Origin of the sequence: Rathayibacter sp. AY1A3 (genome assembly GCF_002930975.1) — a bacterium.
Classification (GTDB): domain Bacteria; phylum Actinomycetota; class Actinomycetes; order Actinomycetales; family Microbacteriaceae; genus Rathayibacter.
On record NZ_PSTO01000020.1, the window covers coordinates 21,177 to 35,527 of the forward strand.

Sequence of the window (14,351 nt, forward strand, 5' to 3'; positions counted from 1 at the left end):
ACTGCCTTCCCGAGCCGCCGTTCCCGGCCCTCCTCTGCCGCCACTCCGCACCTCCGCCGCCGCTGTCAAGAGGGGAGAGACGGGCCGCGCCCCTCGCCTAGGGTGCCGGGATGCCCCGCACCCGGACGTCCCGCGCCGCCCTCGCCTGGCGGGAGGCGGTCACCGGCTCGCGCCTGATGCTGGCTCTCAAGACGGCGCTGGCGGTCGGCATCGCCTGGGCCGTCGCGCCGCTCGCTCCCGGAGTCGCGGAGCAGTACCCGTACTACGCGCCGCTCGGCGCCCTGGTCAGCATGTACCCGACCCTGATGGGCTCGGTCCGCACCGGACTGCAGACCCTGCTCGGCCTGGCGGCGGGGATCGGGCTCGCCGCCCTCGTGGTGGTCACCGTCGGCCCGACCTGGTGGACGATCCCGCTCGTCGTCGGGATCGGCGTGGTCCTCTCGGGGACGGGGTGGTTCGGCGCGGGCCGCGAGTACGTGCCGATGGCGGCCCTCTTCGTGCTGATCATCGGCGGGGCCGACGCCGAGGACTACTCCCTCGGCTACCTCGTGCAGATGGCGGTGGGCGTGGTGGTGGGGCTGCTGGTGAACGTCGTCGTCGCCCCCGGGCTCACCGTCGAGGCGGCGTCCGCCCGGGTCGACGCGTTCCAGCGCGAGCTCGCGGAGCACCTGCGCCAGCTGGCCGCCGCGCTCGAGGAGACGTGGCCGCCCGAGCACGAGGCGTGGGCGCGCAACGGCGAGGAGCTGGCCCGGACGGCGGAGGAGGTCCGCGCGGCCCTCGCGGACGCGGACGAGAGCCGCAAGGGCAACCCGCGCGCACTGCTGCACCGGCGCGACTCCCGACCCGACCACCTCCGCCTCGAGACGCTCGACGCGATCCTCTTCCACGTCCGGGATCTGAGCGGCGCCCTCGCGGACACCATCTGGGAGCGGCCGGGCGCGCTCCCGTTCGATCCGGCGCTCGGCCCGCCGCTGAGCGAGGCCTGCCGGGCGGTCGCCGACGCGATCGACCGCGACGACGCCGGCTCCCCCGCCGCGCACCGGGCGATCGGGGGCGCGGCCCGCGCGATCCGGCACCTCGTGCAGGTCGTCGACGAGCGGACCGCCGCGACCTCCCGGACCCTCGGGCCCGGCGTCCTCGCGGCGATGCACCTCCGCCGCGTCCTGGTGCGCCTGCAGCACGACGGCGCGGAGCCGCAGGAGGAGTGAGGGCTGGCGCCTCCCGTCCCATACTGATATGGTGCTGAGACATCAGGAGGACGGGGACGACGTGGAGCGGACGGTGACGACGACGAGCCTCCGTGGTCGCACGCCGGAGCGGGCGACCACGGAGGCTCACCTGGCCTTCGGGCAGGCGCTACTCGCAGACGAAGAAGGCGACCTCCACGTAGCCCATCGTCTGCGAACGGGTGTCGACGTCGGAGTTCTCGACGGTCACGCCGGACGCGGCGAAGCTGCTGCCTCCTGCGCCCGTCGACGCGTTGGCCGCGTAGGAGCCGCCACCGCGCACCCACAGGGAGGTGCCGCCGCCGGCACCGCCGAAGTAGCCGCCGCCGCCACCACCGGACGCGTAGGTCACCTGGCGGCTCGCGTTCGTCCTGGCTGCGCCGGCACCGCCGTCGCGCCCGGAGCCCGGGCTGCCGAGAACCGTCTCGGTCACGTTGACCGTCGTCACACCGGGCTGCCCCGGCCCGGTCTGGCTTCCGCCAGTGCTCCGGGCCTGCTCGGTGGAGCCGGTGCTGCTGTCCGCGCGCGAGACGGCGCTCTCGTAGCCGGAGCCGCCGACGGGACCGCCGGACCCCGCGTTCGGCCCGACGCGGGCGGACCGGGTGAAGTCGTTCGAGGTGAAGCCGGCTGCGCTACCGCCGCCGCCGCCCGCGATGACGAGCAGGGAGCCCGCGGCGGTGATCCCGCTGGCCCCGCCCCCTCCTCCGGAGCCGATGTAGCCCGGAGTGCCCGGAGCCCCGCCGTTGCCGAGCCCCCGGCCGCCGGCCTGGTTGCTGCCGCCCGAGCCCGCGGTGATGACGATCTCGGACGCTCCGCCGAGCGCGTCGACGGGGATGGTGCCCGTCACCCGCGCACCGGCGCTGGTGACGTCCGACCCGGTGCGGACGCCGCCGCCGTCTCCGCCGACCGCCGTGAAGCGGACCCACTGGGTTCCCGCGGGCACGGGGATCGTCCGGGCCGCGAGCGCGGTGGTCGAGGTGGCGTCGATGCGCTGCGCGTCCTGCAGGGCGCACTGGGGGGCGGTTGAGGCCGTCGCCATCGGAGCGGCGATCGAGGCGGCCACAACAGGAATCGCCCATGCGGCGCCCTTCACCACGGTTCGGCGCTGGGTCAGACGATCGGGGGCGCCGCTCGGCGTGCTGGTGTCTTCGTTCTGCATCGGAGTCCTTCTGTCATCGTGCACCCCTGGGTATCGGGGGCAGAGTCGGGTGAGAGGCGCGGGAGGATGCCCGTGCCGCTCCGACAGAGTCGCCTGCTCCGCGACGGGGCGCGCCGCTCGAGGCCGCTCTGGCGCGAACCTGCCCAGAGGCGGCGCGCCGCGCCCCCCGCGCCTCATCCTCAGCAGCTTCTCCGCAGCGCCGACCAGTCGTGGACGACGTCGCAGATGCCCCATCGGACTCGCCGACACGGACGCTCCGAGCGGGCGGCCCGACTCGCGAGCACCCCGGACCGAGTGGCCCGGCGAGCCCGCGACGGCCGAGCGCAGAACCCGACGTCAGTCCGGCGCCGGCCCGCGACGGCCGAACGGGCAGCCCGGCGTCAGCCCGGCGTCACGCCCCGACGGCCGAACGGCCAGCCCGGCATCAGCCCGGTATCAGCCCAGCGCCAGCCCGGCGTCAGCCCGCGTCGGCGAGCAGCGCCTCGCGGTCGAGCCGCTTCGCGTAGCAGCGCGCGCTCGGCTCGTCGCCCCAGTAGCCGTAGCCCGCGATCGGGTCGTAGCCGGCGCTCGCGTAGAGCGCCATCGCTTCCGGCTGCTCCGTGCCGGTGACCAGTCGGAGCAGCTCCACGCCCTCGCGGGCCGCCAGCCGCTCGACGCCGGCGAGCAGCACGCGGCTGAGCCCGCGGCCCCGCGCGGCGCTCACCACGAACATCCGCTTGATCTCGCCGATCCCGTCCTCGACCGCGAGCGCCACGCAGCCGACGAGCCCGCCGTCGACCTCGAGCAGCAGGGTCGGAGCGTCGGCGGGCGGACGCGGACCGGTGTCGTCGCCGCCGTAGCGGGCGAGGAGGTCGGCCTCCTGCAGGGCGAAGAGGTCCGTGGCTGCCGGGTCTCCGGCCGTGGTCTCGATCAGGCGGTGCACGGCACGATGCTACGGCGCGGCGGCGAGCCCCGCGGCGATCCCGGTCAGCTGCTCGAGCACGACCCGCACGGCCGAGCGCTCCAGCGTCTCGGGCCGGGCGAGGCAGTCGATGTGACGGCCGAGCCCCGGGATCCCGAGCGGCCGCAGCACCACCTCCGGCGTGCGCCGCAGGTCGGTCGTGTACCGCGGCAGCAGCGCGACGCCGTCGCCCGCCGACACGACCGCCGCCGCGACCAGGAAGTCGTTGATCCGGTGCGGGATGCGCGCGTCGCCGCCCGCGAGGACCGCGATGGCGTCGATCGCCCGCTCCAGGGGGAAGCCCTCGTGCACCGCGACCCACTCCTCGTCGCGGAGGTCGGCGGGGCGGACGACGTCCTTCGCGGCGAGCGGATGATCGCGCCGCAGCGCGAGGTCGAGCGGCTCGAAGAGGAGGGGCGTGGAGCGCACGGTCCCGGGCCACTCGGCGCTGCCGGCGAGCCGGTGCGCGACGACCAGGTCGTGGTCCGCGGTCAGCCCGGCGAAGGCGCTCTGCGCCACGTCGAAGTCGGCGAGCGCGACGCCCGGCCGACCCGGTGCGCGCAGCGCCTCCAGCAGCGGGCCGAACATCGCCAGCCCCGCGCTGTGGAACGCGGCGACCGAGACGGTGCCGCTCGGCTCCCCCTCGAAGTCCGCGACCGCCCGGGCCGCGCGCTCGAGCGCCACCTCCACCTCGACCACGGCCGCCGCGAGAGCGCGGCCGGCGGGGGTCAGCGCGGTCCGGCGCCCGTCGCGGAAGGTCAGCGCCGTCGGAGTGCGGCGCTGCAGCGCGCTGATCTGCTGCGAGACGGAGGAGGGGGACACCCGCATCGCGGCGGCGACGGCGGCGATGCTCCCGCGCTCGCCGAGCTCCCGCAGAGCCCTGAGCTGTCCGAGTTCCATGAGTTCCAACTTACGCGTCGGCGAAGAAGATGCAGTCTTGTCCTTCGGGTCTCCGTGCCGCCACGATGAGCCGTGCGCGCTCTCCTCTCCCGCTCCCGGGTCGACCTCCTCCTGCTCGTGGTCGCCGCCTCCTGGGGCTCGACCTACTTCGCGGCGAAGGAGCTCGTCACCGACTCCAGCGTGATGGCGCTGCTCGGCTCGCGGATGACCCTCGCCGCGCTGTGCCTGGCCGTGATCGTCGCGGCGCGGCGGCACCGGATCACCGCGGCGGAGTGGCGGGTCGGCGTGACCATCGGGGCGCTGCTCGCGACGATCTTCGCGCTCGAGACCTACGGCATCGCCGGCACCTCCGCCACCAACGCGGGCCTCATCATCAGCCTGACGATCGTGATCACGCCGATCCTCGACTCCGCCGTCTCGAAGCGCCGCCTCCCGGGCCGCTTCCTGCTCGCATGCCTCGTCGCGGTCGTCGGAGTCGCGCTGCTCGCGGGCAACGGCGCCCTCCGCCCGCTCTCCCCCGGCGACCTGCTGATCCTCGGCGCCGCCGTCGTGCGGGCCGTGCACGTCACGTCGATGCACCGCCTCTCGGCGCGGGCGCCGATGGACTCCCTCCGCCTGACCACGGTGCAGCTCGGCACCTGCGCCGTCGTCTTCAGCGCCGCGTCGCTCGTCGTCGGCGTGCCGATCCCCGAGTACGTCGCGGGGCTCGACCCCGTGGGCACCGGCCTGTTCCTCTACCTCGTCCTGGTCTGCACCGTCTTCGGCTTCCTCGTGCAGACGTGGGCGGTCCGCCGCACCTCCCCCTCCCGCGTCAGCCTCCTGCTGGGCACCGAGCCGGTGTGGGCCGCGGTCGTCGGAGTCGCGCTCGCCCGCGACCCGATCGCGCCGGTCGGCTTCCTCGGCATCGCGCTGATCCTCGCGGGCACGGCCTGGGGCCGCTCCCTCGAGCAGCGGACGGCGCCCGACGTGCCGACCGCGGCGGCCGCTCCGGAGGCGCTGCTCGCCCCCGAGCCGGAGGACGAGCAACGGCGTCCCGTCGAGCGGTAGCCGGGTCAAGGGACTCGCGTGCGGCGTCCCGATGTGGGGGAATCGGATCGGGAGGCGTCCGCTGCGGGCGCCGCCGGAGGAGGATCCATGTCGCTCAGCGTGCTGTTCATCGGCGGGACGGGCATCATCAGCGCCGCCTGCGTCCGCGAGGCGCTGCGGCTCGGCCACGACGTGACCGTGCTGAACCGGGGGCGGACGTCGCTCCGCCCGCTGCCCGAGGGCGTCCGCGAGGTGCAGGCCGACGGCCGCGACCGCGACTCCGTCACCGCCGCCCTCGGCGACAAGACCTTCGGCGCCGTGATCGACTTCGTCGCCTTCACGCCCGAGCACGTGCAGCAGGACATCGACCTGTTCGCCGGCCGCACGGGCCAGTACGTCTTCATCAGCTCGGCCTCGGCCTACCAGAAGCCGCCGCGCAGCCTCCCGGTCACCGAGTCGACTCCGCTCCGGAACCCCTACTGGCAGTACTCCCGCGACAAGATCGCGTGCGAGGACCTGCTCGTGGCCGAGTACCGCGCGAGCGGCTTCCCGGTCACGATCGTCCGCCCCTCGCACACCTACGACCGGACCGCGCTGCCCGTCGACGGAGGCTGGACCGTCGTCGACCGGATGCGCCGCGGCCAGGAGGTGGTCGTCCTCGGCGACGGCACCTCGCTCTGGACGCTCACGCACGCCGACGACGTCGCCGTCGGCCTGGTCGGCCTTCTCGGCGCCTCCGCCGCGATCGGCGAGGCCTTCCACATCACCGGCGACGAGACGCCGACCTGGGACGAGATCCACCGCGACCTCGCCGCGGCGGCCGGAGTCGAGCCGCGCCTCGTGCACGTCGCCTCCGACGCGATCGCCGCGGCCGACCCCGAGCTCGGCGCCGGGATCGTCGGCGACAAGGCGCACTCGATGGTGTTCGACAACGCGAAGATCCGCCGCCTCGTCCCGGCCTACTCCCCCTCGGTGCGCTTCCGCGACGGCGCCCGCGAGATCGTGGAGTGGTACGACGCCGACGAGTCGCGCCGCGTGGTCGACGAGCGGATGAACGGCCTGTTCGACGCGCTGATCGAGCGGTACCGGCCGCGCCGGCGCCCCCGCTCAGCCGATCGGCTCGAGCCGGACCAGGAACCCGCCCGGCACTCCCGGCTGCAGCTCCTGGTACTCGGACGGCACGCGGTAGGAGCCCTCGCCGACCGCGGTCACGGTGAACGCGTCGTCCGTGCGGGTCCCCGCGAGGAAGACGGTGTAGACATCGGTGCCGTCCTCGGTGGTGCGCTTCCCGGCCGCCGCGCCGACCCAGCGGTGCCCGCCCGGATCGGCCGTCGCCGTCTCCCCGAGGGTCGCGTCGATCGCGGCCGAGTCGACGCCCACGGTGCGGATCCCGTCCTGGCACTCGCGCCAGACGCCCGTGAATCCCGGGTCGGGGTCGGAGTAGCAGAACATCATCGACCCGTCGGGCGCGACGTGCAGGTCGCCGTAGCCGCCGACCACCTGCCCGGAGACGGGGGCGGCCGTGGGCCCGGTCGTCGGCTCGGGGTCGGCCGGCGCGGTGCACCCGGCGAGCGCGAGGACGAGCACCGCCACCGCTCCCGCTCGCCACCTCATGTGCGCAACCTACTGGAGCCGCGCCCCCGCCCGTCCGTGTGCCGGGCCGGGAGTCCGCCGGGAGCCGGCCCGCCCTCAGACCAGCCGGCGGCCGCTGAAGCGGTCGACGGGGGCGTCGTGGCGCATCGCCCGCTCGTACATCCGCCGGAACGGCTCGGTGAGCACGCCGTTCGTGCGGTCCAGCGAGTCCTGCCAGGCCACGATCTCCCCCAGCTGCGCGGCGAGATCCGCGCGGAGGGCCGCCTCGTCGACGGTGGTCGAGACGCCCTTCGAGACGACGATCCGGCCCGCGACGATCACGGTGTCGATCGACGAGCCGTTCTCGGAGTAGACGAGCTGGTTCTCGAGCCGCTGGCGCGGGGTGAAGTTCAGCGTCTCGAGGTCGTAGACGACGAGGTCGGCCTGCTTGCCGACCTCGATGCTGCCGGTGACGTCGTCGAGCACGGCGCTGCGCGCGCCTCCGATCGTGCCGGCGGTGAGCACCTCGGACACGGTCGGCCAGGTGGCGATGTCCGGATCCGTGACCTTGTGCAGGAGCGCCGCGGCCTTCACGACGTCGAGCATGCGCGGCGAGTCGCTGCTCGAGCAGCCGTCGGTGCCGAGGCCGAGGTTCACGCCCGCGTCGTGCAGCGCGCGCCACGGGGCGATGCCCGAGCCGAGCTTGAGGTTCGAGATCGGGTTGTGCGAGACGGACGTGCCGGCGGCGGCGATCCGCTCCATGTCGGAGTCGGTGAGCCAGATCCCGTGGGCGAAGGTCGTGTTCGGCGAGAGCGCGCCGATCCGCTCCATGTACTCGACCAGGGTCGAGCCGTAGGACAGCTCGCCGGTCACCAGCTGCGTCTTCGTCTCGAGGACGTGGATGTGGCACTCCGCCCCGTGCTCGAGCGCCAGCTCGGTCGCCCCCACGAGCAGCTCGGGCCCGCACCGCTGAGGAGCGGACGGGGCGACCATGTAGCGCAGCCGCCCGCCTCCCCTCCCGTGCTGGGTCGCGAACGCCTCGCGGCTGAAGGCGAGGTAGCCCTCCGTCGTCGGGCGCGACGCCGACCGCGCCTGGTCGAGGATCTCCGCGGGCACGTACTCCTCGAGGAACGGCATCGTCTCGTGGAAGGGCCTGCTGATCACGTGGCCCGAGATGTTGGCGCGGACTCCGATCTCGTCGTACGCGTCGAAGACCGCGGCGAGCTGCTCCGCGTCCTGGTCCGGGTTCTCGAGCACGTCGTCGACCAGGGTCGTGACCCCGGCCTTCAGCGATTCGAGGGCGAAGAGCGACGAGCGCAGCCGCACCAGATCCGGAGCGACGCGGCTGTTCCCGAGGATCGGGTACGACAGCAGCATCCACAGCTCGAGCGGCAGGTTGTCGTAGCGGCCCTTGTAGAGGTACTCCCACGAGTGGGTGTGGGCGTTGACGAAGCCGGGGACGACCAGGCGGTCGCGCCCGTCGATCACCTCGTCGCCCGGCTCGGGGACGAGGCCCGGTCCGATCGCGACGATCAGCTCGTCGACGATGCGGATGCTCGCCGTGATCGGGACGGCGCCCGAGACCGGGTCCATGGTGATCACGGCGGCGTCGGAGAGGAAGAGGGGCATGGCGGTTCCGTTCGTGGTGCGGGGTGGGACGGGGCGGGCCGGCTCGCGAGGGGGCCGGCCCGCGGAGGGGCTCGGGCTCAGCCGCGGACGGGCTCGGGCTCCGCGGCGACCGGCGCGGCCGACTCCCGGCGCTCGACCCAGGCGGGAGCGTCCCGGCCGAGCAGGAGGTAGGCGATGCCGGCCGAGACTCCGCCCGCGAGCCACGAGACGTCGACGCCGCCGAGGGCGGTCGCGGCCGGACCCTGCAGGGCGGGCACCGAGCCGTTCATGAACAGCCAGGTCAGGGTCGCGCCGATCGCGAAGGAGAGCAGCGCCCGCCAGCGGACGTCCGGCAGCAGCGGCGAGCCGACCGGGGCGAACAGGTGCCCGAAGGAGCGGACGCGCGGCTCGAACACCGTGTAGTGCACCAGCACGATCGCACCCCAGGGGGCGACCCAGCCGACGAGGCCGACCAGCCACGCGTCGAGCGTGGTGGCGAGGTCGTCCTGGAACACGAAGAACACCGCGGCCGCGAAGGCCAGCACGCCGACGATGAGGCTGAGCGCGCGGCGCCCGAGCCTGATGTCGAGGGCCTGGGTCGCCATGCCGAACGAGTAGATGTTCAGGACGTTGGTCGCGATCGGACCGTGCACCACCAGGAGCAGCACGGGGATCGCGAGGGCGCCGAAGTTCTCGACGATCAGCTCCCCGGGATCCACGGAGCCGTTCTTCGTCGCGAGGGTCGCGCCGAGGACGCCGAGCCAGACCACCGGGATGAACTGGCCGAGGACGCTGGCGAGGTAGAGCCCCCGCTTCGAGGAGCGGGGCCCGACGAAGCGGGAGTAGTCGCCGGCGTAGGCGAGCCAGGTGAGGCCCCAGCCGATGCCGATGGCGGTCATCACGATGGACATGGCCGCGATGCGGTCGCCTCCGGTGAGCGCGCCCTCCGCGGGGCCGGCGTAGGACCAGTCGATGTCGAGGAAGAACCAGGCGACGACCGACATGATCGCCAGCACCAGGAGGGTCGGCGGCACGGTCCAACGCTCGAAGGCGGCGATCGCGCGGTAGCCGAGGAAGGAGATCGCGACCTGCACCGCCATGATCACCGCCGCCACCGCGATCTTCCAGCCGACGTTCGCCTGCTCCGGGTCGACGACGCCGACGGAGCCGAGGAGCGCGATGACCAGGTCGAGGACGATCCAGGTGTTGATGGCGCACCAGCCGATCACGACCACGGCCTGGATCGTGGCCGGGACGTAGTTGCCGCGCCGGCCGAAGATCGCCCGTCCCACGAGCATCCCGGTCGCCCCCGTCCGCTGGCCGAGGAGGACGAAGAAGCCGAACACCGCCATCCCGACCACGTTGCCGAGCACGAGGACGGTGACGGTGTCCGCCAGGCCGAGGCCCATGTTCACGCCGAGGGCGCCGAGCACCCAGTTGATGGGGGCGATGTTGGCGCCGGCCCAGATCCAGAACTGCCCGTCGAGCCGGGCGGTGCGCCGGGAGTCGGGCAGGGGACTCAGCGCGTCCTCGGCGTCGGCGGTGCCGTGCAGGGTGTCGGTGCTCATGGCGGATCCTCTCGGGGAGGGGGATGAAGGGGAGGGCGGGGCGCCCGGTGAGGCTCCACTCTCGTGCGGACCCGTTTCGGGCGGCGCGTCCGCGTGTAAATTCGCCGTGACGCGAGAGGACGTTCTGTATGGCCTACCTGCTGTCGGACGCGATGCGGGATCCGCGCCTCGCCGCCATGCTCCCGGTGGTGGCCGCCGGGCACGCGGCCGCCGAGCGCGCCGTGATCCGCTGGGCCCACACGAGCGAGCAGCTCGACATCGCGCCCCTCCTCCTCGGAGGCGAGCTGCTCCTGATGGAGGGCGCGCTCCTCTCGACCGACCAGGACCCGGCGGAGTGCCGCGAGTACGTGCGGTCTCTGGTCGACGCGGGAGTCGGCGCCCTCGCTCTCGAGCTCTCGCCGCGCCTGCCCGCGGTGCCGCCGCCGATCGTCGCGGCGGCCGACGAGCTCGGCCTCCCCGTGCTCGCCCTGCCCCGGCGCGTCCCCTTCGTGCAGGTCTGCGAGAGCATCAACACCCACCTCACCGAGCAGAAGTTCCGGAGCATCCGACTGGCGGACAGAGTGTCCGGTCTGCTGGCCGACGGGGCCTCCGGGGACGCCGGCGTCGACGAGCTCCTGCAGGTCGTCGCCTCCGCGACGGGCGCCTCCGCCTCGCTCGTCTCGCTCACGGGCGACGAGATCGCCCGCGCCTCGCCCGGGCCGGGCGTCGACACGGAGCCGACGGCCGGGACGTTCTCGAACGTGCTGCACGCGGGCGACTCCCTTTTGGGCACCCTGCATCTGCGGGCCCACGCCGACGCCGACCTCCACGCCGTCGCCGTCGCGCTCGACCGGGCGCCGGACGTCCTCGCGATCGCCGTGCTCCGGCACCGCCCGCCGTCGGTCACCGAGCGGCTGACCGCCCAGCTCTTCGCGATCGCGTCCGTCGAGCGTGCGGACCCGGCGGCCGACCTCCAGATCGACGCCTTCCTCGGCCGCCTCGGCGCCGGATCCCGGGAGCGCTACCTCGGCGTCCGGGCCGACACCGGTCACGACGACCGGCGGCTCCGCGCTCTGCTCCGCCTCCTGACGGGCGCGGGAGCGGATCCCGGCCCGGTGCTCTGCGTGGTCGGCTCCGAGCTGCTGGCGCTGCTGCCGTTCGCCACCGCCGCCGCGATGGAGGAGGGCCGGACGGAGCTCCTGCGCCTCGGCGCCGCCCTCGACTCGGACGCTCTGCTCTGCGTCGGAAGCGGGCTCGGCGGGCAGGAGCGGGTGCCCCGGGAGCTGGCGGAGGTGCGCGGCGCGCTCGAGTGGGCGCCCGCAGGCGGAGTCGTCGACTCGCGCCAGTACCGCCTGGAGCGGTTCGCGAGCTCCCTGCAGGACGATCCGGAGGCGGACGACCTCGTCGAGGAGGTGCTCGGGCCCCTGCGCGCCCAGCGCGGCGAGCTGCTCGCCACCCTCGAGGCCTTCGCGTCGCTGTGGGGGAGCAAGACGGCGACGGCGTCCGCGCTCGGCATCGGCCGGCAGACCCTCTACGACCGGCTCGCGCGGATCGAGGAGCTGATCGGCCCGCTCGACTCGTCGCCGGCCCGCGCCCGGGTCGTCATGACCGCCGTCTTCCTGCACCGGGCGCGCGCGGCGCTCCCTGCGGGCTCGCCTCCGGTCGGGCGGATGTTCCCGCCTCGCGCCGAACGCTGACGCGGCCGGACGGGATCGACCGGCTCAGGCGGGCAGCAGCTCCGCGACGAGCGCCTGCACGCGGGCCCTGATGTCGTCGCGGATCGAGCGGACCTCCTCGAGCGGCCGGCCCTTCGGGTCGGCGAGGTCCCAGTCCTCGTAGCGCTTGCCGGGGAAGACGGGGCAGACGTCGCCGCAGCCCATCGTGATCACGACGTCGGAGGCCTGGACCTGCTCGGTGGTCATCAGCTGCGGGACGGCCTGCGAGATGTCGATGCCCTCCTCCGCCATCGCCTCGATCGCGATCGGGTTGATGCTGTCGCCGGGCTCGGAGCCGCCGGAGCGGACCTCGACGGCGCCGCCGGAGAGGGCGCGGAGGTAGCCGGCGGCCATCTGCGAGCGGCCGGCGTTGTGGATGCAGACGAAGAGGACGGTGGGGGCGGCCATCGGGGCTCCTGGTGTCGAGGGGCGGTGCTCGGAGGAGCACGGAGCGAGGGTAGCGCGCCCGGGCGAACAGCTCGCGCGCCTGCGGAGCCGGAGGACACGCGGGCGACCGAGTCGGGAATATACCCCCCGGGGGTATGTTGCACTCCCCTGGACCGAACCGGAGGAGACACCATGGCCGACCACGCCCACCACCACCCGACCACCTGGCGCGCCGCCGCCCTCGCGACCCTGCACTGCCTGACCGGTTGCGCGATCGGCGAGGTCCTCGGCATGGTGATCGGCTCCGCCCTGGGGCTGCCCGCCCTGGCGACGGTCGCCCTCTCGATCGTCCTCGCCTTCGTGTTCGGCTACGCGCTCACGCTGCGGGGCGTGCTCCGCTCCGGAGTGACGTGGCGCGCCGCCGTCGGCATCGCGTTGGCGGCCGACACCGTCTCGATCGCCGTGATGGAGGTCGTCGACAACACGGTGGTGCTCGCGATCCCCGGAGCGATGGACGCGGGCCTCTCGTCCGGCCTCTTCTGGGGCTCGCTCGCCGGCGCCCTGGCCCTGGCCTTCGTCGTCACGACCCCGGTGAACCGCCTGCTCATCTCCCGCGGCCGCGGCCACGCAGTCGTCCACGGCCTGCACGGCTGGGCCGCGCGGGATCTCGACAGGGCGCCTGCGGCGGCTGCTCGACCAGCAGGAGGCGCCTGCTGATCGAGCAGCGGGCGCCGCGAGATCCCGTCGGCCGTCAGCCCTGCAGGCGGCGGTAGTGGCGGTTGCGGACCGAGAGGATCGCGCCTCCGATCACCGCCGCGAGGAACGAGCCGGCCAGGACGCCGACCTTCACGTGGTCGTCGGACTCGCTGCCCGCGCCGAACGAGAGCTCGCCGACCAGCAGCGACACCGTGAATCCGATGCCGGCCACGAACGCCATGCCGATCACGTCCACCCAGCGCAGCGACGGATCCAGGCCGATGCCGCGGAACCGGGTCAGGAGGAAGGTGCTCCCGGCGATGCCGAGCGGCTTGCCGAGCACGAGGCCTGCGATGATACCCACGGCGATCGAGTCCTGGAACGAGTCGACCAGGCCCGCGACTCCGCCGACCGTCACTCCGGCCGAGAAGAACGCGAAGACCGGCACCGCGACCGCGGTCGAGAGGACGCTCCAGCGGTCGGCGAAGTGGGCGGCGAGGCCGTCGTAGACCGGGCGCCCCTCCGCATCCGACCCCACCTGCACCCGGGCGCGCCTCGACGCGACGACCGGCACGGTGAAGCCGAGCAGCACGCCCGCGACCGTGGCGTGGATCCCCGAGGCGTGCACGAGCGCCCACGTCGCCACTCCGAGCGGGATCAGCACCCACCAGGCGCGCACGCCGCGCTGCACGCAGACCGCGAAGACCGCCAGCGGCACCAGCGCGAGCAGGAGCATCACCACGTCGATGCCGGCGGTGTAGAAGACGGCGATGATCGTGATCGCGATGAGGTCGTCCACCACGGCGAGCGTGAGGAGGAACGTCCGCAGCGCCGGCGGGAGGAAGCGGCCGACCACGGCGATCACCGCGACGGCGAAGGCGATGTCGGTGGCGGCGGGGATCGCCCAGCCGTCCAGCGCGGCTCCTCCGCGGGGCAGGTTCACCGCGGTGAAGATCAGGGCGGGGACGGCCACGCCGCCGACGGCCGCGACGATCGGCACGAGCGCCGTCTTGGGGTCGCGGAGCTTGCCGGCGACGAACTCCTCCTTGAGCTCGAGCCCGACGACGAAGAAGAAGATCGCGAGCAGGCCGTCGGCCGCCCACGACCCGACGCTCAGCTCGAGGTGCAGGGCCTCGGGGCCGAAGCGGAAGTCGCGGACCGCGCTGTAGAGCGCGGACGCGGGGCTGTTGGCGACGATCAGGGCGAGGAGGGTCGCGGTGAGCAGGAACGCTCCGCCGACCGTGTCCTTCTGGAGGGTCTGGCGGAGTCCCCGCCAGATCGAGTGGGGGGCCTGATCGGCGGGCAGGGGCTGGTGCGGCATGAGGGGTTCCGTCCGGAGGGGTGGGTGAGCGCGGGGACGCGGCCGCGGGCTCCGGAGGAGGGGCGGTCGCGGGTCAGCCGCGCGGCGGCGGGCAGCCGGCGATCTCGCCGTGCGCGTTCGTCCCCCACGAGCTGAGCCATCCGTTCGTGCCCGAGGCGCGCTTGGTCAGCAGCTGCCGGGTCGGGTACGCCGCGGCGGCGCGCGCGCGGGCGCGGCTCAGCGGAGGGAGGGTCAGGGGCACCGCACCAGGGTAC

At 74.1% G+C, this 14,351-nt stretch carries 13 protein-coding genes and 1 pseudogene; 5 read left to right on the plus strand and 9 right to left on the minus strand.

Translation table 11 applies throughout. The annotated features are described in order from the left end of the window. Nucleotides 1-110: 110 nt before the first annotated feature. Nucleotides 111-1,208, plus strand: coding sequence for an aromatic acid exporter family protein (locus C5C10_RS10740; protein ID WP_104283006.1), 1,098 nt, complete (start codon nt 111-113; stop codon nt 1,206-1,208). Nucleotides 1,209-1,356: 148 nt separating this feature from the next. Here the strand turns inward: C5C10_RS10740 and C5C10_RS10745 are convergent, their stop codons facing one another. The 3 genes from C5C10_RS10745 to C5C10_RS10755 all read right to left on the minus strand — a co-directional run bounded on the left by C5C10_RS10745 (nt 1,357) and on the right by C5C10_RS10755 (nt 4,225). Further along, nucleotides 1,357-2,385, minus strand: coding sequence for a hypothetical protein (locus C5C10_RS10745; protein ID WP_146082156.1), 1,029 nt, complete (start codon nt 2,383-2,385; stop codon nt 1,357-1,359). Nucleotides 2,386-2,842: 457 nt separating this feature from the next. Next, the gene (locus tag C5C10_RS10750) at nt 2,843-3,307 is read right to left on the minus strand and encodes a GNAT family N-acetyltransferase (protein WP_104226986.1); all 465 of its coding nucleotides are present in this window, start codon (nt 3,305-3,307) and stop codon (nt 2,843-2,845) included. Between the two features lie 9 nt (nt 3,308-3,316). After that, nucleotides 3,317-4,225, minus strand: a complete 909-nt coding sequence (locus C5C10_RS10755) for a LysR family transcriptional regulator (RefSeq protein WP_104226987.1) — start codon at nt 4,223-4,225, stop codon at nt 3,317-3,319. A 72-nt stretch (nt 4,226-4,297) separates the two neighbouring features. On the opposite strand from C5C10_RS10755, the gene C5C10_RS10760 reads away from it, so the two are divergent. Both C5C10_RS10760 and C5C10_RS18355 read left to right on the plus strand, forming a co-directional pair. Further along, on the plus strand, nt 4,298-5,272 hold the full coding sequence (locus C5C10_RS10760) for a DMT family transporter (protein WP_219813253.1): 975 nt from the start codon (nt 4,298-4,300) through the stop codon (nt 5,270-5,272). A gap of 87 nt (nt 5,273-5,359) precedes the next feature. Next, nucleotides 5,360-5,995: pseudogene (locus C5C10_RS18355) on the plus strand (NAD-dependent epimerase/dehydratase family protein); the annotation flags it as partial. A gap of 363 nt (nt 5,996-6,358) precedes the next feature. Here the strand turns inward: C5C10_RS18355 and C5C10_RS10770 are convergent. From C5C10_RS10770 to C5C10_RS10780, 3 genes are all read right to left on the minus strand, one after another. Next, nucleotides 6,359-6,865 (minus strand): hypothetical protein, encoded by a 507-nt coding sequence (locus C5C10_RS10770; RefSeq protein WP_146082157.1) that lies wholly within the window; start codon nt 6,863-6,865, stop codon nt 6,359-6,361. Nucleotides 6,866-6,940: 75 nt separating this feature from the next. After that, nucleotides 6,941-8,452 carry an amidohydrolase family protein gene (locus C5C10_RS10775; RefSeq protein ID WP_104234486.1) on the minus strand — a complete coding sequence of 504 codons (1,512 nt, stop codon included), beginning with the start codon at nt 8,450-8,452 and terminating at the stop codon, nt 6,941-6,943. Nucleotides 8,453-8,529: 77 nt separating this feature from the next. Then, nucleotides 8,530-9,999: a cytosine permease gene (locus C5C10_RS10780; protein ID WP_104329216.1), complete on the minus strand. Its 1,470-nt coding sequence runs from the start codon at nt 9,997-9,999 to the stop codon at nt 8,530-8,532. Nucleotides 10,000-10,127: 128 nt separating this feature from the next. Here C5C10_RS10780 and C5C10_RS10785 point away from each other — a divergent pair, with 128 nt between their 5' ends. Next, nucleotides 10,128-11,675, plus strand: a complete 1,548-nt coding sequence (locus C5C10_RS10785) for a PucR family transcriptional regulator (protein WP_104329217.1) — start codon at nt 10,128-10,130, stop codon at nt 11,673-11,675. Nucleotides 11,676-11,699: 24 nt separating this feature from the next. Here C5C10_RS10785 and C5C10_RS10790 read toward each other — a convergent pair whose 3' ends face one another. Beyond that, nucleotides 11,700-12,101, minus strand: coding sequence for an arsenate reductase ArsC (locus tag C5C10_RS10790; protein ID WP_104222419.1), 402 nt, complete (start codon nt 12,099-12,101; stop codon nt 11,700-11,702). 171 nt (nt 12,102-12,272) lie between these two features. On the opposite strand from C5C10_RS10790, the gene C5C10_RS10795 reads away from it, so the two are divergent. Further along, nucleotides 12,273-12,797: a DUF4396 domain-containing protein gene (locus C5C10_RS10795; RefSeq protein WP_104329218.1), complete on the plus strand. Its 525-nt coding sequence runs from the start codon at nt 12,273-12,275 to the stop codon at nt 12,795-12,797. Between the two features lie 34 nt (nt 12,798-12,831). On the opposite strand, the gene nhaA is transcribed toward C5C10_RS10795, so the two are convergent. Both nhaA and C5C10_RS17850 read right to left on the minus strand, forming a co-directional pair. Next, complete coding sequence (gene nhaA / locus C5C10_RS10800; protein WP_104329219.1) at nt 12,832-14,097, minus strand: Na+/H+ antiporter NhaA; 1,266 nt, start codon at nt 14,095-14,097, stop codon at nt 12,832-12,834. A gap of 73 nt (nt 14,098-14,170) precedes the next feature. Beyond that, entirely contained in the window at nt 14,171-14,338 is a 168-nt protein-coding gene (locus tag C5C10_RS17850) for a hypothetical protein (RefSeq protein WP_181027217.1), read from the minus strand. Nucleotides 14,339-14,351: the final 13 nt, after the last annotated feature.